This is a genomic window from Actinomadura rudentiformis, from assembly GCF_008923185.1.
Classification (GTDB): domain Bacteria; phylum Actinomycetota; class Actinomycetes; order Streptosporangiales; family Streptosporangiaceae; genus Spirillospora; species Spirillospora rudentiformis.
Genome location: NZ_WBMT01000025.1, coordinates 39,084 through 59,873, shown reverse-complemented (window position 1 = coordinate 59,873; position 20,790 = coordinate 39,084). Strand labels below are relative to the sequence as shown.

Here is a 20,790-nt window from a genome sequence, read left to right as displayed (position 1 = left end):
GGCGAGGTCCTGCTCGGAATGCCTCGCCGGTCACGCGTCCGGGGTCAGGATCGTCCGGGTGGTTGGAGCAGCTCGACCCGGATCCGGTCCGGGTCGAGGACGTAAACGGCCCGGAAGCCTTCCATGGGCGCGGAGCACACGATTGGATCCGAGACGGCCTCGACGCCTTGTGCCTGCAGCCGGACCAGGACGGCGTCGAGGTCGTGGACCGTGATGGCCACATGGGCGGCTCCGACATGACCGTTGTCGGGATCGAGGACGACCGGCGAACCGCCGACGTACTGAAGGAGCTCGATGACCGCGGTGCCGTCCGGCGGCCGTACGAAGGCCTGCCGGACGACCACGCCCGGGTAGCCCGTGACCTGGTCGATCCGCGGGCCGCTCCGGTCCAGGGGTCCGATCCGCTCACCGGCGAGCAGGTCGGCGTAGAAGTGCAGGGAGGCGTCGACGTCGCTGACGGTGATGCCGACGTGGTGGACCTGGCTCATGTGCTGAGGCACTTCAGTCCCGCGCTCCGACTGGGAGGAGAGCCGTCCTGCCGTGGTCCGCGAACCGGCTCTCCAGCTCGGCTTTCGCCCGTTCGTCCAGGACGACGTACTCCGGCGTCTTGCCCACTCGGACATAGACCGTGTCGGCCGTGGTCCAGGCGGATCTCCGCAAGGGAGCCTTGTCGACCTTCCCGCTCCCGGTGAGCGGCAAGGCGGTCACCACCCGGATGAACGTCGGCCACCACTTCGAGCCCATGTCGGCCTGCTGAGCGAGGAACGCACCGAACTCGCCCGGATCGAACGTCCGCCCCGGCTCCACTTCGATCGCGCACATCACCCTGTCGCCCGTCACCGGGTCGGGGACGGCGTAGACCGGCGCGGCGGCGACGTTCGGGTGGCGCAGAAGCACTCTCTCCACCTGGGCCGCAGCGAAGTTCTCCGAATCGACTCGCAGCCAGTCCGAAGACCGTCCCGCGAAGTAGAAGAACCCCTCGACATCACGAAAGGCAAGATCACCGGACCAGAAGTCCGCCCCACGGACACGTTCGGCGTACGCCGCCTCGTTCTTGTAGTAACCCTCGAAGGTGTGGGCCAGCCCCATGGCCACGATCTGCCCCACCGCTTCGGCGTTCACGAGGCGTCCCGCGGCGTCGAACTCCGCTCGTGGGCACTCCCGGCCGGTCGACTCGTCCAGGACGCGCACGTCGACGTCGCCCGCAGGCAGTCCCAGCGATCCAGGAGGTGTGTCGGGCGTGCGGTTCAGCCGGAAGACGCCCTCGCTCAGCCCGTAGCCTTCGAGGACCCGGCAGCCGAAACGCTCTGAGAAGCCCGCCACATCGGCGTCGGAGGCCTCGGTTCCGAAGGCCAGCTGAAGGGTGCCGCCGCGATCGCGGGGATCCTCGGGGTGAGCGAGCACATAGGACAGCGCCCGGCCCACATAGTTGACGTACGTCGCGCCGAAACGGTGCACGTCGGCGCTGAACCGGCTAGCGGAAAACCTGCGGACCATCCCGACGGTGGCGCCGGTCGCCATCGCGGGGACCAGGTTCATCATCAGCGCGTTGCCATGGAAGAGGGGCATGCACAGGTACGTCGTGGAGTCCGAGGTCATCTCAACCCGCCGTGCCAGCACGGGCGTGAGCCGGGCGAGCCGCCCCTGGCTGAGGATGACCGCTTTCGGCGCTCCGGTGGTCCCCGAGCTGTACATGAGCGCGAACAGATCCTCGGGCGCCGGACGGGTGTCCGGCAGGGATGCTCCGCGGAAAGGCGCGAGCAGGGCCTGGTACTCCGGACGGTCGATATCGTGGATCCGGTCGGCGGGCACACCGTGAGCCTGGCCCTCGACCAGCTGCCGCAACCGCGACTCCGTGATGATCAGGTCGATGTCCGCGTGCCGGATGTCATCGGCGAGCTCGGCGGCACTGCGGCTGGAGTTGATCCCGACCAGTACCGCCCCGCTCAGTCCGGCGGCCCCGGTCCAGAACACATAGTCGGGCACGTTCTCGAGGAGGAGGCCGACATGGGGCCGTCGGCCTTCGGGCAGATCGACGGCTTTGAGAAAGGCGGCCCTGGCGGAACTCTCCTCGACCACCTGGGCCCACGACCACTCCTGCTCCTCGAAGACCAGGCCACGTGCGCGATCGCCCGCTCGGGAAAGCACGATCTCGGCGAAGGTGTCATGGACGTTCACGGTCGGCGCCGGCGTCGTTCCTTCAGTGCGCATCGTTCGGTGGTCCCATCCTTCGTGAGGGCCGATACCACCGGGAACGCTAGGGTCACGGCGCCGCACGGGCAGCGTCACTCCTGCTGAGCGGAAAGCAGCGCGGCGGCCAGCTGATCGGTGCGCGCCTGACTCTCGACGAGCTGGCGCAGCAGCCACAGGCGAAGGACCTGGGCCGTCGCCGCAGCCACATAGAAGCCCGCTCCCGCGATCGCGACGGCGACGAAGGCGATGGCGAGGATCTGGCTCGATCCGATGTCGCGTGCGTCGCTCTGCGAGAGCGAAGCGCTGTAGGCGACGAAGGCGCCGACGACACCGGCGATCATCAGCAGGGCGCCGATGGCACGGATCGGCCTGTCGGACTTCGCCGATCCGGTCTTGAGCCGGTGTGCCGTCACGGCCTCGTGGAACTCGGCGCGGCGTGCTTCGGTGAGCATGTCAGCCTCCCAGGTAGGCGGTGGAGAGTTCTTCTTCGATCTCGGTGGGCGATCCGGCGCGGACGGCGCGTCCGCTCACCATCAGGACGGCCAGGTCCGCCAGCGGCAGGACGATCCGGGCGAACTGTTCGGCGAGGAGGATGGAGACGCCTTCGGCGGCGAGTCCTTTGACGACCTCGTACATCTCGGTGACCACCATGGGGGCGAGCCCCATCGACAGCTCGTCCAGCAGGAGCACCGCGGGGTTCGTCCCCAGGGCACGCGAGAGTGCCAGCATCTGCTGCTCGCCTCCCGACAATGAGCCGGCGAGCTGGTCGCGGCGCTCCCCCAGGCGCGGGAACCGCGCGTACGCCACCTGCTCCATCGCGTCGAGGGAGACGCGCTCTCCAGCCGCGACCCACAGGTTCTCCCGGACCGTCAGGTTGGCGAAGATCCCCCTGCCCTCCGGGATCGAGCAGACGCCGAGGCGCGCGGTCTCCGTGGCCGTGATCCCAGTGACGTCTCGTCCGGAGAGGCGAAGGGATCCCGAGGTGACGGGCATCAGCCCGCTGATGACCTTCATCGTCGTGGTCTTACCGGCGCCGTTGGGCCCCAGAAGTGCGACCACCGCTCCGGCGGGCACGACGAGATCGACCCCGTGGAGCGCCTCGATGTCGCCGTGCGCCGCGTGCACACCGCGCAGTTCGATGATCGGGTCGTCCGGCCGCGGCGAGCACGGTTCTTCGAGGAGTGTCATGCGGCCCCCTCCGCTCCGATGTAGGCCGCGATGACCGCCGGTGACCGCCGGATCTCCGCGGCCGTTCCGGACGCGATGAGGATCCCGTGGTCGAGTACGTGGATCGTGGAGCAGAGGGACATCACGAGCGGAAGGTCGTGCTCGACCAGGCATACGGCGATGCCGTCGGCGGCCAGCCCGCGCAGCAGCCCGGCGAACCTCTCGCTCTCCTGCTCGGTCTGTCCCGAGGCGGGCTCGTCGAGCAGCAGGAGCTTCGGCCGCGTCATCAGCGCGCGAGCCACCTCGACCACCCGGGCACGGCCCGTGGGGATGCCGGCGACGTTCTCGTTCGCGATGTCCGCCAGTCCGGTGAGCCCGAGGATGCGATCGGTCTCCGCCTCGACGTCGATCCGTTTCCGGGTGTTCGCACGGACGATGTCCCCGGCGACCCGGACGTTGTCGCGAACGCTGAGGGACAGGAACAGCTCCAGGCGCTGGAACGTGCGCGCCATGCCCAGCCGGGCACGCCGGCCGGATCCATGACCGGTGATGTCCCTGCCGTTGAAGACGACGCGCCCGGACGCGAGCGGCTGCATGCCCGTGACGCAGTTGAACATGGTCGTCTTGCCCGCGCCATTGGGGCCGATGATTCCCGTCACGTCACCGGGCGTGATGGTGAGGCTGACGTCGTCGAGTACGACGTTCCCGCCGAAACGGACGCTCACGCCATGGGTCTCAAGCAATGACACGGGCCACCCCTTCCTCGATGCCGAGTCGCTTGTCGAGCCTGCTCGCGAGGTCGGACGGGTAGTCCGAGTCGATGCCGACCAGTTCGGGAGGCGTGGCCCGCGCGGGGCGGTCTCCGAGGATCTTCGCCGGGCGCAGTGCCGCCCCGATCTGCGGCAGGCACAGCCACAGGATCAGGCTGAGAACGACGAACGACGTTGTCCCCAGGACGTCGCTCCATGCGAACGCGTAAAGGACGCACTGGGCGACAATGGCGCCGTAACGGATCTCGGGCGCCTTCGCGAGCGTCCGATGGCGTGCGAAAACGTCGTGGAGGATGCCGCTGGGGTTCTGCGCCACGCCCACGCCCGTGAGCGCTGCGCTCACCAGCACCAGGTGCGAGACGACCCCGAGCGCTCCGTCGAACTCCGGGCGCTCGGTCGCGGCGTTGTTCAGGAGCGCCACGACCGCGGTCAGACCGGCACCCGCGACCAGCCCGCTGAAAAGCGCGCCACTGACGTATCCGATGCCGCCGACGACGGCGAGCATCACCAGCGAGAGGCTGACGGTGAAGACGAAGTGGTCCTTCGTGACCGAAGTGAGGGACATCGACATCAGGATTCCGCCGAGGCCGGCGATCGCCGTCGAGATCGCGAAGACCGAGAGCTTGAGCCAGAGCAGCCGCTGGCCGAGCATCGCGCAGGCCGCCGGGCTGTCCTTCATCGCGGCGAGCCGGCGACCGTAGCCGCCGTTGCGCAGCGCCACCAGCCCGACGCCCAACCCCGCGAAGAGCGCCGCCGAGACAAGGAGGAACACATCGTCGTCCGCGAGGTCCACTGGTCCGAGGGCGAGCCGCGGGAACAGGAGGTTTCCGTTGGGGAAGATCGCGAATGTCCTCCCGAACAGGGTGTGCTCCTGGATGTCTCGCAGGATCATCGAGGAGACGAACACTCCGAAGGCCAGGGTCGCGAGCGCCAGGTAGAGGCCACGGAGCCGGAGGGCGGGAACCGCGACGATCGCCCCGGTCACGGCGGCCGCGATGACGCCGACGACGACGCCGCCGAGGCTCAGCCGGGCCTCGAGGCCTTCGCCGTGAATCCCGGTGTGGAAGGCCGCGATGGTGGCGATGGCGGAGAACGCCAGGGGGGCGAGGTTCAGTTCTCCCGCGTATCCGGTGAGCAGGGTCTGGGAGAGGGCGATGACGGCGAAGGCGATACCGAGCTGCAGCAGGCCCACTGATGACGCGTCGATGAGCTGGCGGAAGGCCATGACGGCGAGCACGAACACGGCACCCCACATGACTGCGCGGCGGACCGGCGGCACCTCGTAGCGCTCTCGCGATCTGGTCGCCGCTCCCCGCAGCCGTTCGTTCCTGAAGAGGAGCAGGATCACGAACAGCACGATCATGGCGAGTGATTGGCGCAGATTGCCGACCCACGACCAGCCGGCCGGCGCGTAGCCGACGAGGTAGCTGTTCATGAGTCCGAGCACGATCGCGCCGAGGAAGGTGAGCGGGATGCTCTTGAGCCTTCCGAAGAGCGCCGCGGCGAAAGCGTCGATGACCAGGAGCGTGAGCGCGTTCGCCTCAAGGGGGCCGCCGATGACCGGCGTGATCAGGACTCCTGCCAGCACCGCGAGCGTGGAGCCGAGCATCCACGCCTGGGCCGACACGCGGTCGGGATCGTGGCTGGTCAGGCTCAGCAGGTCCGGGTCGTCGACGGTCGCCCTCATGAGGACGCCGAGACGCGACTTGACGAACAGCGCGCGCAACCCCACCGCCAGGGCCAGGGCGACGAACAGGCAGATCACCTCGTGATAGCGAAGCGTGACGCCGAAGAAGGTGATGGTCCGATCGACGCCGAAGAGCATCTGAGGGACGCGGGCCTCCTGCGGATCCCACAGCCACTGCGCCAGCGCGACGAGTCCGAGCATGATCGCGACCGTCACCACGATCCGGGTGATCTGCTCGGTGTCGCGCAGTCCGCGCATGATGAATGCGTGCTGAAGTCTGCCCATGGCGGGACCGAGGAGACCCACGACCATGATCAGGGCGGCCCAGGCCGGAAGCTTCCACGCCACTGTGAACTGGTAGTAGGTGAACGCGCCGACCATCGCTTGCGCACCGTGGGCGAAGTTGAAGATCCCTGACGTGGTGTAGGTCAGGACCAGGCCGGACGCGGCGATCGCGTAGACCGCCCCGAGCACCAGACCCAGCGCCGTGTAGGTGAGGAAGGTGGTCAAAAGATCACCCCTGATCGTTGCGCGGGCGCCGGCCCACGGCCTTCGCCGTGGGCCGGAGCCGATCGCCGACGGTGGGTCACTTCTTGAGGAACGCCGTCGACAGGCGATCATTGTTCAGCGTCACGCCCGAGAGCTTGGGGTCGAGTTCGAACACCTTGCTCTTGTCGCAGGAGAACTCGCTGGCCTTCTCCGGATAGACCTGCTTCCACGTACCGCCGTCGAGCCGGACGACCAGCGAGCAGTTGCTGGGCAGGTTGCCGCCCGGGTCGCTCGGAGCGTGGAGGCCTCCACCAGTCCACTGGTGGACGGTGGAGAGTCCGCTGACCATGCATTTGCGGGTGAGGTCGTCTCCGCACTTCTTCGCGGCCGTCGCCCAGAGCAGGAACGCCGAGGTGGCGGACATGCCCAGCAATGCCGGCTTGCCCTTGTCAGCGCGGACGAGGTCGAGGTACTGCTTGACCGCCGTGACCTTGTCGGCATTCTCAAAGGGCTGGAATGAGAGAGACGTGACCAGTCCGTCCACCGCGTGCGACTTGCCGTTCCACTGCGCGGCGACCTGGCTGTACCACTGGGCCTCGGCGACCTTCGGCGGCTTGGAGCCGATCCGGCCGAGCGCCTCGAACATTCCCATCTGGCTCGGGATGGGACCGTTGCTGGTCCAGAGCGCCGAGGCGCCGCAGTCCTTGAACTTCTGAGCGAACGGCACATAGTTCGACTCGCCGTTCTGGCTGATCGTGATGCCGCAGTCCTTGACCTTGACGCCCAGCTTCCCGAGCGCGACGGTGACCTTCGCACTCGCCGCCTTGATGGGCGGCGAATCGGAGAGCACCATCGCCGGGTTCTTCCCGAACCCGGGAACGACCTTGAGCAGCGCGGCGAGGCCCGAGGCGTTGTACCGGTCGACGGGGAACGGCATCGGCTCGTACTTGTCCGGCCCCATGTTGGCGTTCGGGCCGATGGTGAAGGCGGGCACGGCCGGCAAGTCGCAGCCGACCCGGACCGGCTCGGCGGCCTCGTCGTAGGCGAAGCCCTCCCCCACCAGCATGAAGTCGGAGGCACAGGCCTTCTTCATCACCGCGGCGGCGTTCGTCAGCGCGGCGTCGTACCGTGTTCCGACGAGCTTGCGGCCGAGGATGCCGCCCTGCTGGTTGCACCACTTGATCATCGAGTCGATCGCATCGCCGACCTCCTCGCTCAGGCCGGGAGCCGCAGCGAAGCCGCGATCGTCGCCGTATCCGATCTTGATGCTGCCGGCCGTGACGCCCTGGTCGGTGGCGCCCTTCGCCGCACCGGGACCGCACGGCGACGGCAGGTCACCGAACGTCGCGGCCGAAGCAGCCGGACTCCGACCGTCACCTCCGGTCTCGGCGCTTCCCGATCGGTTGGAGCCGCATCCGGATGCGACCAGGGCGAGGGCGAGAACGACTCCCCCTGCCTTCGCTGTCCCGCTTTGTCTCATGACGGCGTGCTCTCCTTCGATCCGCACTGCGTGCAAGAGACTGTGATGTGACCGACAACACAGGCACAGGTCAGGTCCCATTCAGCGGGAAGGTGTGCAGCTCGAGACGTATCGCTGCGCCGGAGCAGCGTCATCGCTCGACCCACCCCGTCCAGAAACGGATTGGCTCTAGTTCATGCCTGACGCGCTATAGACGATCTTTCCTAGCGACATGGTCATCCTGACGCGCTCAGCGTCCGGCTCCGCGAGGACCGAACCCAGAGTTCCTTCGAGCAGGACCAGGTCGGCGAGCATGCCGACGCGAACGTCACCTCGGTGACGCCTGGGCAGGGCCGCAGGGGTCAGGTAGCCACGAAGCGCGGTTCCGGCGTCAACCGCTTCAGAGCGCGATACCGTGCGGCCCGCGTCTGTGAGCCTGTCTCGGCAGTTAGCGATGATCCGCCACGGATCTGCAGGCCCATAGGGCGCGTCGCTGGAGGCGACGGTAGTGACGCCCGCGCGCAGAAGGGATCGGTACCGGTAGAGATCCGCATGCTCGTCAGCCCTGGTACGGCGCAGGAAGTCCTCGCCTCGGGCGGAGAGAAACCCCGGCTGGGTGACCACCCGAAGCCCGTGAGCAGAGATCCATTCCAGGCATTCCGCGGGAATGACGGCACCATGCTCAATGCGATCGCCGTCGATCGATCCTGCGACATCGAAGGCGGACAGCAGGAGTATCAACGACTCCCGGGTGACGCAGTGGACGGCCACCGGGCGACCCGCTGCGTGGATCTCGGTCAGGATCCCTACCAGCGCGGCCAACCCAGGCAGTGCGTGATCGCCTAGTACGACCTTGCGTGCTCCTGAGGTGAGTGGTCCTTCGAACGGCCCTGGATGACCCAGCAGCAGGACGCGTTGTGTCAGCCGACCCCTGGCGATCTGCTCTTGAAGCGAGGCGACGGCCACGTCCTCCAGGTCCGGTGTAGCGTCGGTGACCGAAGTGATTCCCCACTTGCTGAGTCGCCTGCTGACGGGTCCCAGATCCGGAAAGTCGGGGCCGCCGCGGAAAAGATGGTCTGCCCTCCACAGGCGCCCGGTCGGCCCTCCGTGCTCGTCCCGCTCGATGCCCGGATCCCGGATGTCGGTCAGGCCGAGGCAGGTGACCGCCTTGGAGTTGAGTATCCACAGAGCGCCGCTGCGGTGCTGGACTCGCACCGGCCGCTCGCTGTGAAGCGCATCCAGCGCGGGAGCATCGAGATCGCCCGCTATCGATTCGGCATAGCCGACGCCCCTCACCCACCCCGCGCCGTCCGCTGGCGCGGACGCCAAGGCGGTTCTCAGCTCATCCGACGAACGCACCGTTGGAGGCCCGCATAGAACCGATGACTCAGCCGCCGCCCAAGCGAAGAGATGGAGGTGGTGGTCGGTGAGGCCGGGCAGCAGTGTGCATCCCTTGCCGGAGACGACCATCTCCCCCGCGACGCGAGGAATGGCACCGATCTCGGTCACGGTCGTTCCGGTAATGCGGACGTCCACCCGCGCGCCGGCGAGCGTCACACCCTTCAAGAGCATTGTCGAATGCCTAGTTCTGAGAGAACCACCTCAGTGTCTTCCCCGGACTCCGATGCGATGCCGGGAGCCGTCCTCGGCGCGGGAAGTCCCGGAGCGTTCTCAACAGGCTTGGCCTGGGAGCGCCACGACGGGGAAGCAGCCCACCTGGCGACGTCGACCATGGCGATGTCCAGCAACGCCCCTCGGCGTCGAGCGAGGGCGCTCATGGCCTGATGGGCCGCATAAAGTCCCGTCAGCGGATCAGCGATGGCGTCGCCACAGAACACCGGCTCACGCGTCTCCGGATCCCAGGCCACCAGCCCGGCAGCGGCGGCGACGTCGTCCCCGAATCCGACTCGATCGCATGCGCGCCCGTACGCGGTGATGGACACCCAGATGGTCCCCGAGCCTGCAGCGCTGTCAGCATCCAGGCCCCACCGGGCCAATGCCCTCGGCCTGGAGGCTTCGATCACCACGTCGGCCCGGCGCACCAAGGACTGAAGGTCACGCAACTCTGAGGACCGCTCGGGATCGAGGACGACCGAGCGCTGTCCCGCATGCAGCAGGTCATAGAACCCGCGATGGCCTCGCCGTGCGCCGTCCGGACGAGTCGGGGTTTCGACCTTGACGACCGCCGCTCCAGCCAACTGGAGGAGGTGCGCGCATAGCGGCCCTGCCCAAAGTGCACTGAAATCGACGACCAGGGACCCCGTCAGATCGCGTCCGTCCATCCGTGGGTCCGGCAGTGGGCTGGTCAGTGCCCGCTCATCGAGCCTGGTCGGGGCCCGCTCACCGAGCCTGGAGGCAGCGAGCCCGAGCAGGCCGGTCCGTGCGACGATCTCCTCGGCTTTTCGGGTGCTGCACCAGGTCTCGAGCGTTTCCCATGGGGAAGTCTCGGCTGGCGCCCCGGTCACCGCTGCCACCAGATCAGCGTCTGATGGACGAGCACAGGACACGGCGACCCATCCGTCTACCGCTCTCATCAACCGACATGTTCCGCCTACGGAGATCCGCCCGTTCCTGGTGTGACCGCGGAACGCAGCGCGCTCCGTCAGCAGGACTGCCGGATCCGCGATGAGTTCGCCGCCGCCGACAGCACGCATTTGGGACGCACATCGGCGGGCAACTGGCACTGTCGGATGCGGCGGCTTCAACGCAGGCCCGTCAGCTCGACCGGTAAGGGTCGCAAGTCCACTTTCTCGCCAGTGGTCTGTCATTCCTCGACCTCGTCCACGAGGCCCCAGTCCAGAGCCAGGCCGGCCGACACCACCTGGCCGGACAGCGCGAGCCAGGCCGTGCGCCATCTGCCGATGCGCCGGACGATACTGACCGTTCCTCCCGCCCCAGGAACCAGGCCCATCGCCACCTCCGGCAGCCGAATAGCGGTGCAGGCTTCGGCGATGACGCGCCCGGCGAAGGCCGGCAGTTCGATTCCCGCGCCAATGCAATGGCCGTGCAGCCTGACGGCCGTGCGCTCGCGCAGGCGGTGCAGTAGCCATCCAGCCGAACGCCCCGTGCGGAGGAGATGCGCCACAGACACATCTGTCGCCGAACCGAACTCATCGAGGTCGCCACCCGCACAGAAGTCGGGCCCGGCGCCCGTCAGCATGACGTCAAGTGAAGCGTCCACCGTGGCAGTGGTCAGCGCGTCGACGAGCCCGTCACGCATCATCCGGTTGTAGGCGTTCCTTCTGGCAGGCCGTTGCAGAACGATCTGGAGAAGGTCCTCCTCACGGTGGACGCTGACAACTTCGGCGGTCTCTGGCGCCCTTCGGACTGGCCGCGCGGCCCTCCAGCGCGCGAACTCCGCACCTGCCAGCAACGTCGAGTACATGGCGGACTCCGCCATCAGGGCCTGGGCGACCGGCAGGTGCTCCTGTACGCAAAGCAACTGATGAAGGCTGATCGCAGCGACTGGTGCGGCCGACACCTGTGAGCTGAGGGTCGCCACCGCATCGTCTAGGTCGCGTACCGTGACGGCCTGAGCCGCATCCAAGGGCGACCTGGTCAACGCTACGGTGCAGGCCCTCGCCAGACGAAGGGCGTTCGGAGACGGATCGTCAGGAAGCACACCGACGATGACTTGCGGACGCAGTCCCAGATGCGCCGCAAGCTGGGCCTCGTCCACCTCACTCCCGGCATCCTGAAGATCGACCACCTTGAGCGGCTCCGCAGGGACCCCGTCGGTGGTGAGCCTCAGAGGAAGTTCAACCTCGTGGAGTAGGTCCACGAGCCGGGCGATCATCGCGCCCTGCCACTCATCGCGATTGCGACCTCCGAATCTTCACCGTCTGGAGATGTAAGGAGACCCCGCCTGCCACAAGACGCCTTGGCCTCAGAGTTTTGCTTACTCACTGTGCGACCAGAGCTAGCAAGGTGTCATCATCGGCGGCTTGGCGCTTCGTTACCGTCCAGTCAGTGGGATACCAGGTCTTCGTGGCGCGGTGACCAGGCCACAGTGTCCAGAAGCCCAGGCGCAACGTTCGTCTCGATCGGAACGGCCTCAACGATAAGCCACAGGTGCGAGCGCATACGGGAGGGGTGTGCCCGAGGCCGCCCGACAGATTCCCGTACCGGACAGGGGGAACCATGCCGTCTCTCCAGGCGCCCGTCGCCGAGCCCTCACCGAGCTCGCACAAGAGGACCCGACGGCACCCGATCCGCTACCGGATCGGGCTGCTGCTCGTTCTGCCGCTTGTCTCACTGGTGGGTCTATGGGCCTTCGCTGCGGCCTCGTCGCTTGGCGCGGCGCTCGATCAAATGGCAGTCACCAGAGTCGTCGACCGAATCTCAACACCTACCGGGTCCGTTGGTGTGCTGCTCCAGCAGGAGCGCGCGGCCGCGGCCGCCGTCGCCGGATCCAGGGCCGGCAGGACCGTCCAGCAGCTGAGAACGGCCGAAGCCGCCACGGACGCCGCATTGGCCGTCTTCCGCGCCAAATCCCTTCCTGCGGCCGAAGACCTGCTCGGGCGACCGGCACGGCAACTTCTTGGCGACCTTGACCGGCAATATCGAAGTGTTGACGCCCTGAGGGCGAAGGTTCACGCCCGCACGGTCTCTCCCGTCGATGCGATCAGGCAGTACGACAGCCTTTGTGACAGCACCACCAGGATCTTCGGCAGCCTGGTACAGGCCGACGACGCCGAGATCTTTCAGACGACGACAGCCCTGGTGAATGCCTGGCGGGCAAGGGACTACGCGCTACGCGAGGATGCCCTGCTCACCGCCTCGGAGTCCCAGGGTGGCCGGATGTCCGCAGCCGAGTACGCGGCGTTCGTCCAAGCGGTCGGCAACCGTAGGCAAGTCACCGAGATCGCTGCGACCAGCTTGAGCGACGATGTAGACAAACGCATCCAGCCATTGCTTGAGACGCCACAGTACGCCCGCTACCAAGTCTTGGAGAACAGCATTGTGGCGAGCTCGAGCCGCACTGTTCCGGCCGAGACGCTCCAGGAATGGCGCTCGACCAGCCGCTCGATCACAGCGGCCTGGGGGCAGGCCCAGCTCTCCGCCTCGGAGGCACTGACCGACCGGACCGATACGGTCGGGAAGCAGACGGTGGTGCGGTTGGCGATCGTCGGTGGCCTCGGGCTCATGGTCGTCGCGGCGTCGATCCTTCTATCGGTACGGTTCGCTCGCCGCCTGTCCGGAGAACTGCACGGTCTCCAACGCGCCGCACAGCACTTGGCGGAGAACCAGCTGCCCCAGGTGATCGCTCGGTTGCGTAAGGGCGAAGAGGTGAAGCCGCCTTCCGAGGTCTCCCGGTTCAGCACGGGCAGGACGAGGGAAGTGGCGCAGGTCGCCGACGCCTTCACCAAGGTGCAGAGCACGGCGATCCAGGCCGCGGTGGCCGAGGCCGGACTGCGCAAGGGGATCAGTCGGGTGTTCATCAACCTGGCATGGCGCAGCCAATCACTGCTGCACCGGCAACTGAGCATGCTCGACTCGATGGAGCGACGCACGTCCGACCCCGATGTGCTGGAAGATCTCTTCCGTTTGGACCATCTCACCACTCGCATGCGCCGTCACGCCGAAGGACTGGTCATCCTTTCCGGTTCCGCGACCATCCGCGGCTGGGACGAGCCGGTGCCGGTGGACGACCTGCTGCGCGCCGCCCTCGCCGAGGTGGAGGACTACCCCCGGGTGGAGGTCGTGACCGACTGCACGGCCTCGGTGACCGGTTCCATCGTGGCCGACGTCATCCACTTGATCGCCGAGTTGATCGAGAACGCGACGGCGTTCTCGCCCCCGAACACCGAGGTATCGGTCAAGGCGGCGCTGGTGGCGAACGGGCTGGCCGTGGAGATCGTGGACCGCGGTGTCGGCCTGGACGCCGAAGAGCTGGTCGCCCTCAACCAGCAGCTGACGGATCCGCCGGAGTTCGACCTGGCCGACAGCGACCGGCTCGGTCTCTTCGTCGTGGCCCGGCTCGCCGCCCGCCACGGCATCCGCGTCGTACTGCAGGCATCCGCCTACGCCGGGGTCACAGCTGTCGTGGTGCTGCCGATGTCGCTCGTGGTCCTGGAGGGCGGACCGCCGTCCACATCCAGAGCGACCAGGATCCCGCAGCGTCTGACTTCATCGGCTCCCGACCCTCTACCGGCCGAGAAGCCCATCACCCATACCCCGCCGATGCAGCAGCTGACTGCGCGGCCTACGTGGGAGGACGACGACAACTCCTTCGAAGCGCCATCGGCTGGCCCTGTGCCCTCTCCGCTGGAGGACGACGACACCGATGGGTTGCCGCGCAGGATCCGGCAGAACCATCTGGCCCCACAGCTCCGTGGCTCGGCCGTGCGGGGGCACGGCAGGCACGCGCTGCGACCGGCCCAGGACGACGAAGTCGAGGAGCACCGTCACGAGAGCAGCCGCGACATGCTCTCCTCTCTGCAAGCGGGCTGGACCGCCGGCCGCGGCGCCGAAGACGACGACATGGACACCGGCGGGCATCGGCTGCCTGCCTTCGACGAACGACTGCACCAGGGGGAATCATGACCCAGCCGAGCACCGCGAGCGATCTGAGCTGGCTCCTGGACGACTTGGTCGACAGGGTCGGCCAGATCCAGCAGGCCGTGCTGCTGTCCAAGGACGGCTTGGTCATGGGCGCATCCGCCAACGTCACTCGCGACGACGCCGAACACCTTGCCGCCATTTCCGCCGGTGTACAGAGCCTGGCCAACGGTGCGTGCGACCACTTCAGCAAGAAGGAAGTACGGCAGACCATCATCGAGATGGACGATGCCCTGTTCTTCGTCTGCTCCGCGGGAAGCGGCAGCTGCCTGGCCGTCCTCAGTGATTCCGGGGGCAACGCAGGCCTGGTCGGCTACGAGATGGCCATGCTCACGAAACGACTGCGCAAACGCCTGACGGCCGCGCCGCGCCTCGCCTCTGCGGAGGCTGCCGACACAACCAGCGTTCCAGGCGCGAGATGAACCCATGGAGTCGCCTCAGGAACGCCGCATCGGCCCCGCTGCCGGACCGCTCGTCCGCCCTTACGCGCTGACCGGCGGACGAACACGCCCCCAGGGAATCCGGCTGGACCTGGTCACCGTTCTGATCGCCACCGGTGCCGTCTCTGACGAGCAGGCCCGCATGTCCCGCCACCAACGGCGGCTGCTGGAACTGTGCAGGACCCCACACACTCTGGCCGACCTCACCGCAGAGATGAACCTGCCCCTCGGAGTGGTGCAGGTTCTCCTGGCAGACCTCCATCGCCAAGGCCTGGTCGAAGAACACCGCGAGGCACCCCTGGCCGCACGACCTGACCCCCTTCTCCTCAAGAGAGTTCTCGATGACCTCCGCGCCCTCTGACCCACGGCTCGCCGACTCGACCATGGCCACCCAGAACGGGCAAGAAGCAACCGTCGGCGAGCAGAGCAATGCCCACATCGCCCTCAAGATCCTCATCGCGGGCGGATTCGGCGTCGGCAAGACCACCCTCGTAGGCGCTATCAGTGAGGTCCGTCCGCTGCGCACCGAAGAGCAACTCACCGACGCCAGCACCGGAATCGACGATCTCAGCGGAATCGACCGCAAGTCCACCACCACAGTCGCCATGGACTTCGGCCGCATCACCTTCCCCGATGGCATCACCCTCTATCTATTCGGCACACCAGGCCAGGAACGCTTCTGGTTCATGTGGCGCGACATGGTCTACGGCGCCATCGGGGCCGTCGTCCTCGCCGACACCCGCCGGCTCGCGGACAGCTTCTCCGCCATCGACTTCTTCGAACACCGCAACACCCCGTTCATCGTCGCGGTCAACTGCTTCGACGGCGCCAAACGCCACCCCGTCGACAAGATCCGCAAAGCGCTCGACCTGGCCCCGGAGACACCCGTCGTCATGTGCGACGTCCGACAACGGGATTCCGTCAAGAACGTCCTTACGACTCTCGTCCAGCACGCCCTCAACACCGATACACGTTGACACCACACGCCGATCGACGGCACCCACGGCAGGCAGGCCCTGCGACGGTCGTGGGGTGGGGATGGCTTGCACGCGCCGGCCGACGGCCTCTCACTACGCCTACCCGCCGACAGCCGCATCAGGTCGCCCCATCAGCTGCTGGCGCACCTGGCCTGGAGGCAGGTGGCGCACCCGTGACCGCTGGCGCGGGTACGTCGGGCCGGACCCACGCTGTCGGCCTTTGGCGTCTGGCGCCCCCTGGTCCGACCGAAGCAGGCAACTGCCGAGGGCCGGGAGTGGGTGAAACAGGCTCAGATGCGCGCGGCCCCCGTCTTCCCGGACTAAGTTCAGCGGCGACACCTGCCGGAGAGGGTCGAGCTTTGCCATGGAAGCAACCGCGCTGGGCGGGGATGGCTTGGCACAGCACAAACGCCCACCACCGGCGCAGTAACGACGTCCGGCCGCTCATAGTTGCTTCCTCGAGCGGGCAATCGTTCCGTGGATCCGGTCCTGATGGAGGCAGCGCAGTGGCCTGGAATGCCGCTTCCACGCTGGTCGGCCCTGCGCCGTCGCGTCCATCGCTCAGAGTGACCGATCGGGAGTCCGAACTTGTGACCACTTTTTGGAGTGGGGCCAGGCCCGTGCCCCAAATCTGCCCCACGAGCCCCACGACACCTAGACCAGAGCACGGACCAGGCCCGTGATCTGCAGTGACGCTCGGCGCAAGTTCGGGTGACTTCGTGACCTCTTCGGCAGGGACACAGCGTTCAAAGAGGCCCGATCTCGGTGAGATCAGGCCTCTGAACTGGGAAGATGTGGGCGATACTGGGTTCGAACCAGTGACCTCTTCGGTGTGAAGCAACTCAAGCCACATTCCAGCAGGTCAGCAAGGGTCGAGCAGTGCACACACACGGCTGCCGAAGTCCGGTACAGTCCGCGCAGGTGCGCCACCATCGTCAAGCAATCCGTCAGGCAACTTCCGCATGGCCCGACGTCCGAAGGGCGAGTATCTGGCCGTCGATTCCTCGGGCCCTCGGCAAGTGCGATTCGATGCCCGGCGATATCAAACGCACGCTGGCCGAGTCTGGCCCGGAACCTCCGAACGTGCCTGGAGGGCCCCTGTTTGGCTCTACTGTTCACCTTATGAGTTGGGATATTGCCTCGAGGATCTTCATCGCCGTGGTTGGCCTTGTGGGCGTTATCTGGCAGATCCAGCGCACTCACGGCGGAACATGGAAATCCATCAAAGACGAATTGGAGATCTACTCTCTTCTTCCCGATAATAGTCACGCCAAAGAAATCCTTCTCAAACGCGCCGAAGCCGCGATAATGCAACACGTGGAAGACGAGAAAGAGTTGAGACGGGATCCGTTTGGCATAGTACTGGCGTTGACATTCTTGACTATCGGGGCCACAATAGCCGCCTTGGCGTTCCGTGGCGGGTGGTGGCTAGCATCACTACTCCCAGCGGCATTTTTTGTTGTCTTTGGGATTGCGGGACTCAATCTGGATGCCGTCCCGCGCCAGCGAGATGAGAAGGGGAGAGTCATAAAAAACTAATTCTTTGCTGGCGCTCGAATTTACCTCTCAGTGCCCAGAAAATTGCTGATTGTCGAGCTTGGCGACGGCCACAGCCAACGCCTCGAATATCCTGCTAGGCTCACGGTGAATTTCCGGAAACCTCTCCCACGCTCGCATTTCCACTTGCGACAGTTGCCGTGAATGCATAACGGAGGCCCCATTGGTCTCATATTTTACCATTACAATAGACCCGGCCCTGAGGCAAGCATTGGGCACATCCGACAACGCCTGGATGAGGCCAGCTATAACTGCAGCGGCCTGGGCGTCAGTTTTGGCCTGATCGGTGACGAGAGTGTGTGCTTCGAGCGCCCGCTCGACCCTGAGGGAACGATTCCCTAGCTCAGCTGGGTTCATAGTCAGCTTCATTCTCGCCCACGAACGCCGAATAAAAGATCCGCGTTCCTCACTAGGGTCAAAAGGGCCATCGAAGCCCAAGAAATCCACGAGCCTGTCAAATTCGTTGACGACTTGACGGATCGTACGCTCATCGTCCGTGTCAAGGTAAATGTCTACATGAATCGGGTGTGATTGCGAATTTCTGGTCAGCTCAGAGTTGCGCTCGAAACTTGGGGTTCTGGGTTCATCCGGACCCGCCGGACCTCCATATCCGGCGCCGACGACCACAGCAACGCGCCCCATATCGCTGATGTAGTCGTGCACGGCCGGTTCAGGCACTCGAAATGATCGCCCTACACGAATTGCGGGGAGTTCCCCAGAGCGCACGAGTCGATAGACCGTCATCTTCGATACTCGCATTACTGCGGCAACCTCAGCAACAGTAAGGAATCTGATCTCACTCAGCGATCTTTCGCCTGACCCCATTGAGTCTCCCAAACCGTCTGGCCGACGCAGCTCGTCTATCGAGACGTACACAAGCCTATATTGTTCTGTCAGACATCAGGAGCTTGTGATTCGCATGAGTCACTTGAGGTCAGATTGACAGCAGTGTTCCCGTGAACACGGACCACGGAGCAGGAATCGGACAGGGGGCCACAGGTTTTCGCGGCTGCCCTTTTCTGTATACAAGGCCCTCTCACGGAGTTCGTTGGTCAGGGCACTACGGGCAGGTTCAGCGCGGTTCCGTAGCAAGACGTGTAGAAGGTCTGCACAGCTCTGTGTCTCACACTCGGGAGACCTAACGCCTATGGGGTGATACGGCCTCGTCAAGCTTCCAACGGTAAGGGCCGTGGGGTCACCTCAAGGCCTGTCTCTTCGTGCACCTCTCGCCGGAGCTGATGATGATGTCCTCGTCTTGCTCCAGGACGCCGCCCGGTGCCTTCCAATGGACGTTGTCGCGACGTTGGATCAACAGGACCCGCCCTTGGTCATCGACGATGACCCCGGCCACGCTGACAGAGTGGCGGCTATTCGGCATCGCGCAAGCTCTTATGAGCAGGTCCAACTACTAGACTTCACGCTAGTAGACGTAGGTACGAGTTGAGGAGTTGGCCGGCGCGTGAGCGAGTTGCGGCCGCCAGAGCAGATCCCACAAGCAACCTGCCCGCCCTCAAGCAGATCGCCGGGCCTCGCAGCAACTCCGCGCATCAGATCCACGACTAACAGATCCGCAAGGCCCTAACGTCTACCCGGACATTCAAACCAGGAGTTGCCACTCTCCATGGCAATAGGGCACTTGGAAGCGTGCCTTATGGCATCCTTGGAGGATGCGCGAGCCGAAGTGGCCCACGGGAGCGTACTCATCACAGCCGAGACTACTTCGGCATGGCGAGGACGGCCCGTGGCGCAGCCACGCGGCCATTGAATGCTGGCGTGGCACACCCGAAGAATTTATCCATATAACCGCAACCTTGATTGGAGAGATTCAGCCAGGAAACACTAATTTCAAAAGGGCGTTCATCGCAACAATTCGAGAAGACGTATCGAGGCTTGAAAATTTGGATGAAATGATACAAGTCCTGAGGCAATTCAACCTTCGAGAAGTTGCATGGGCCAGGATCGAACTTGCCTCTCCAGATGAGAATTCAACAGCAATCTTGACGGCTCGCCCCAGGCTTCCAGGATTGGAGGTCCAGGTGACTTGCAAGGAAAGAACTAGAGCTTTTGAGATCACAAAGAAAACGTACCGCCAAATGATGATTGGCTATGTGGACCGCCTAGGACAAATTCAGTCATCTTCCTTGATTATCCTCGGAATGCTGCCACTGACACTCGCCTCCATCGTGATTTCAATTGACGCCTTGCCATTGCTTGCAAGAATATTGTTCTTGCTTACATTGGCGGCGTGTGGGTTGCTCGTCATGGACAGATACTATGAGCGCCTTCTCGTCTCCCAACCTTTTGTTCTCACTAGCTCACCGGAACCCTTTCTTGGACGAATTATGGGAAGGGCCTCCCAGTCGATAAGGAGGGCATTCGACAAGCTCAGGAGAGGAAGGTGAATACAAGCCAGGATCTCACAGACGAGGCAAGAGATCTTTCCGAGTCCCGGGATAGAACCATGCAGAACCTTCCCTGGATATTCTCTGGTCTCATTTTTCTCTTCGTTTGCATCAAGATACTTCTAGCCTCGCGGCTCGATACATCAACTGCCCTAGGAATAGCGAGGGCAACCAATCCACTAGATCCACTCCCGGGAATACTTATCACATTTATTCCTGCAGCCAGTGTTGGCGTCGGCACAATTGCCGTATACATGGTGAACAACGTCAGCGGCGCAATCAGCATCTTCAGACATTGGTTGGTCTACTTTGCTTTGGTGGGACTGCTTTCCGTTGTCCAGGATTGGAAGAGCACACTTTTTCAGCTAGCGATCCCTCTTTTGTTTGGCGCGTCGTGGCTTATTGGAAAGCTTGCTCAACATAATGCAGCCAAGCACGGTATCACCCTCGCTGGCGATTCTATGTTCGCCAAGACTGCACAGTTGACCGGTTACCCAAAAGCGACTGACCGGGTTCTTGTGGAGCTCATCGATGAGATCAAGGCCGTGGACGAAAGACTGGACGCTGAAGAAGACTCCTCGGAGCGCCGGAAGTTGCGCAATAAACGATCATCTCTCATAGAGCGTTATGATTCGCGGCTGCGGTCTATCGATTCTGCGCATGCTAGGCCGATAGAATACGTTGCTGTAACCGTAGTTGGAATTTTGGTCTTCTCCTCCTCGGCAACTCTGTTCACCACCGATCCTTGGATACCAGTAGAGCAAGTAACCTTGTCAAATAAAACTACGCTAGTCGGCTATGTGGTCGGCAGTGGGGATAAGTGGACGGACATACTTCAGGAGTCTGACCGGCAGATCAAAACGATAAAGTCTGACGATATAGCTTCGCGAACCGTGTGCTTGGTCGAGAAGAGCGGGGATACAAAGAGGAATGTCAGGACAATTTGGGGCGTAAGGCTCAATAAGGCCAACTACCCAGTTTGCCGCAAACAATAATCTTGCTCACGGGTTTCCTGTTTCTACTATCAGTGAGCTAACCTAAAATCTCCTTGCGCTTCAGTGAGTCAGAAGTACAACGGCCGATTGAGC

Annotated in this window: 19 protein-coding genes and 1 pseudogene; 7 read left to right on the top strand and 13 right to left on the bottom strand. The window is 64.6% G+C overall.

Annotated elements, in window-relative coordinates; all coding sequences use genetic code 11:
- Window positions 1–44: 44 nt before the first annotated feature.
- From F8566_RS41095 to F8566_RS41050, 10 genes are all read right to left on the bottom strand, one after another.
- Entirely contained in the window at window positions 45–488 is a 444-nt protein-coding gene (locus F8566_RS41095) for a VOC family protein (protein ID WP_192810117.1), read from the bottom strand.
- Window positions 489–501: 13 nt separating this feature from the next.
- Window positions 502–2,211: an AMP-binding protein gene (locus F8566_RS41090; RefSeq protein WP_151568277.1), complete on the bottom strand. Its 1,710-nt coding sequence runs from the start codon at window positions 2,209–2,211 to the stop codon at window positions 502–504.
- Between the two features lie 74 nt (window positions 2,212–2,285).
- Complete coding sequence (locus F8566_RS41085) at window positions 2,286–2,645, bottom strand: hypothetical protein (protein WP_151568275.1); 360 nt, start codon at window positions 2,643–2,645, stop codon at window positions 2,286–2,288.
- Between the two features lies 1 nt (window position 2,646).
- Entirely contained in the window at window positions 2,647–3,381 is a 735-nt protein-coding gene (locus tag F8566_RS41080; protein ID WP_151568273.1) for an ABC transporter ATP-binding protein, read from the bottom strand.
- The gene (locus F8566_RS41075; protein ID WP_151568271.1) at window positions 3,378–4,109 is read right to left on the bottom strand and encodes an ABC transporter ATP-binding protein; all 732 of its coding nucleotides are present in this window, start codon (window positions 4,107–4,109) and stop codon (window positions 3,378–3,380) included. The genes F8566_RS41080 and F8566_RS41075 overlap by 4 nt, the downstream gene beginning before the upstream one ends.
- Window positions 4,096–6,327 carry a branched-chain amino acid ABC transporter permease gene (locus tag F8566_RS41070; protein ID WP_151568269.1) on the bottom strand — a complete coding sequence of 744 codons (2,232 nt, stop codon included), beginning with the start codon at window positions 6,325–6,327 and terminating at the stop codon, window positions 4,096–4,098. Before F8566_RS41070 ends, F8566_RS41075 begins: the two co-directional genes overlap by 14 nt.
- 76 nt (window positions 6,328–6,403) lie before the next feature.
- Window positions 6,404–7,786 carry an ABC transporter substrate-binding protein gene (locus F8566_RS41065; protein WP_151568267.1) on the bottom strand — a complete coding sequence of 461 codons (1,383 nt, stop codon included), beginning with the start codon at window positions 7,784–7,786 and terminating at the stop codon, window positions 6,404–6,406.
- A 168-nt stretch (window positions 7,787–7,954) separates the two neighbouring features.
- Window positions 7,955–9,322, bottom strand: a complete 1,368-nt coding sequence (locus F8566_RS41060; RefSeq protein ID WP_225994002.1) for an amidohydrolase family protein — start codon at window positions 9,320–9,322, stop codon at window positions 7,955–7,957.
- 5 nt (window positions 9,323–9,327) lie between these two features.
- The gene (locus tag F8566_RS41055; protein ID WP_225993973.1) at window positions 9,328–10,239 is read right to left on the bottom strand and encodes a CoA transferase; all 912 of its coding nucleotides are present in this window, start codon (window positions 10,237–10,239) and stop codon (window positions 9,328–9,330) included.
- 290 nt (window positions 10,240–10,529) lie between these two features.
- Entirely contained in the window at window positions 10,530–11,561 is a 1,032-nt protein-coding gene (locus tag F8566_RS41050; protein ID WP_151568261.1) for an enoyl-CoA hydratase/isomerase family protein, read from the bottom strand.
- Between the two features lie 569 nt (window positions 11,562–12,130).
- Between F8566_RS41050 and F8566_RS41045 the strand changes: the two genes are divergently transcribed.
- The 5 genes from F8566_RS41045 to F8566_RS41025 all read left to right on the top strand — a co-directional run bounded on the left by F8566_RS41045 (window position 12,131) and on the right by F8566_RS41025 (window position 17,282).
- Window positions 12,131–14,311, top strand: a complete 2,181-nt coding sequence (locus F8566_RS41045; RefSeq protein ID WP_192810116.1) for a sensor histidine kinase — start codon at window positions 12,131–12,133, stop codon at window positions 14,309–14,311.
- Complete coding sequence (locus tag F8566_RS41040) at window positions 14,308–14,748, top strand: roadblock/LC7 domain-containing protein (protein WP_151568257.1); 441 nt, start codon at window positions 14,308–14,310, stop codon at window positions 14,746–14,748. The genes F8566_RS41045 and F8566_RS41040 overlap by 4 nt, the downstream gene beginning before the upstream one ends.
- A 4-nt stretch (window positions 14,749–14,752) precedes the next feature.
- On the top strand, window positions 14,753–15,127 hold the full coding sequence (locus F8566_RS41035) for a DUF742 domain-containing protein (protein WP_151568255.1): 375 nt from the start codon (window positions 14,753–14,755) through the stop codon (window positions 15,125–15,127).
- Window positions 15,128–15,149: 22 nt separating this feature from the next.
- On the top strand, window positions 15,150–15,743 hold the full coding sequence (locus tag F8566_RS41030; RefSeq protein ID WP_225994001.1) for a GTP-binding protein: 594 nt from the start codon (window positions 15,150–15,152) through the stop codon (window positions 15,741–15,743).
- A gap of 1,029 nt (window positions 15,744–16,772) precedes the next feature.
- A complete protein-coding gene (locus F8566_RS41025) occupies window positions 16,773–17,282 on the top strand; it encodes a hypothetical protein (protein ID WP_151568251.1) in 510 nt (169 codons plus the stop codon).
- 27 nt (window positions 17,283–17,309) lie between these two features.
- Here F8566_RS41025 and F8566_RS50465 read toward each other — a convergent pair whose 3' ends face one another.
- The 3 genes and pseudogenes from F8566_RS50465 to F8566_RS41015 all read right to left on the bottom strand — a co-directional run bounded on the left by F8566_RS50465 (window position 17,310) and on the right by F8566_RS41015 (window position 18,678).
- A complete protein-coding gene (locus F8566_RS50465; protein ID WP_192810128.1) occupies window positions 17,310–17,963 on the bottom strand; it encodes a hypothetical protein in 654 nt (217 codons plus the stop codon).
- Window positions 17,943–18,125: pseudogene (locus tag F8566_RS41020) on the bottom strand (helix-turn-helix domain-containing protein); the annotation flags it as partial. The gene F8566_RS50465 and the pseudogene F8566_RS41020, both read right to left, overlap by 21 nt.
- Window positions 18,126–18,495: 370 nt before the next feature.
- A complete protein-coding gene (locus tag F8566_RS41015) occupies window positions 18,496–18,678 on the bottom strand; it encodes an NUDIX domain-containing protein (protein WP_318836473.1) in 183 nt (60 codons plus the stop codon).
- Window positions 18,679–18,967: 289 nt separating this feature from the next.
- On the opposite strand from F8566_RS41015, the gene F8566_RS41010 reads away from it, so the two are divergent.
- Window positions 18,968–19,702 carry a hypothetical protein gene (locus F8566_RS41010; protein WP_151568249.1) on the top strand — a complete coding sequence of 245 codons (735 nt, stop codon included), beginning with the start codon at window positions 18,968–18,970 and terminating at the stop codon, window positions 19,700–19,702.
- A complete protein-coding gene (locus tag F8566_RS41005; protein WP_151568247.1) occupies window positions 19,699–20,697 on the top strand; it encodes a hypothetical protein in 999 nt (332 codons plus the stop codon). Before F8566_RS41010 ends, F8566_RS41005 begins: the two co-directional genes overlap by 4 nt.
- Window positions 20,698–20,790 lie beyond the last annotated feature (93 nt).

Bases quoted from the DNA above. Each gene is read 5' to 3' on its own strand.
- F8566_RS41090 (WP_151568277.1), bottom strand. From the start codon at position 2,211: ATGCGCACTGAAGGAACGACGCCGGCGCCGACCGTGAACGTCCATGAC.
- F8566_RS41025 (WP_151568251.1), top strand. From the start codon at position 16,773: ATGCCCGGCGATATCAAACGCACGCTGGCCGAGTCTGGCCCGGAACCT.
- F8566_RS41095 (WP_192810117.1), bottom strand. From the start codon at position 488: ATGAGCCAGGTCCACCACGTCGGCATCACCGTCAGCGACGTCGACGCC.
- F8566_RS41040 (WP_151568257.1), top strand. From the start codon at position 14,308: ATGACCCAGCCGAGCACCGCGAGCGATCTGAGCTGGCTCCTGGACGAC.
- F8566_RS41010 (WP_151568249.1), top strand. From the start codon at position 18,968: ATGCGCGAGCCGAAGTGGCCCACGGGAGCGTACTCATCACAGCCGAGA.
- F8566_RS41065 (WP_151568267.1), bottom strand. From the start codon at position 7,786: ATGAGACAAAGCGGGACAGCGAAGGCAGGGGGAGTCGTTCTCGCCCTC.
- F8566_RS41035 (WP_151568255.1), top strand. From the start codon at position 14,753: ATGGAGTCGCCTCAGGAACGCCGCATCGGCCCCGCTGCCGGACCGCTC.
- F8566_RS41015 (WP_318836473.1), bottom strand. From the start codon at position 18,678: ATGCCGAATAGCCGCCACTCTGTCAGCGTGGCCGGGGTCATCGTCGAT.
- F8566_RS41050 (WP_151568261.1), bottom strand. From the start codon at position 11,561: ATGATCGCCCGGCTCGTGGACCTACTCCACGAGGTTGAACTTCCTCTG.
- F8566_RS41085 (WP_151568275.1), bottom strand. From the start codon at position 2,645: ATGCTCACCGAAGCACGCCGCGCCGAGTTCCACGAGGCCGTGACGGCA.
- F8566_RS41080 (WP_151568273.1), bottom strand. From the start codon at position 3,381: ATGACACTCCTCGAAGAACCGTGCTCGCCGCGGCCGGACGACCCGATC.
- F8566_RS41030 (WP_225994001.1), top strand. From the start codon at position 15,150: ATGGCCACCCAGAACGGGCAAGAAGCAACCGTCGGCGAGCAGAGCAAT.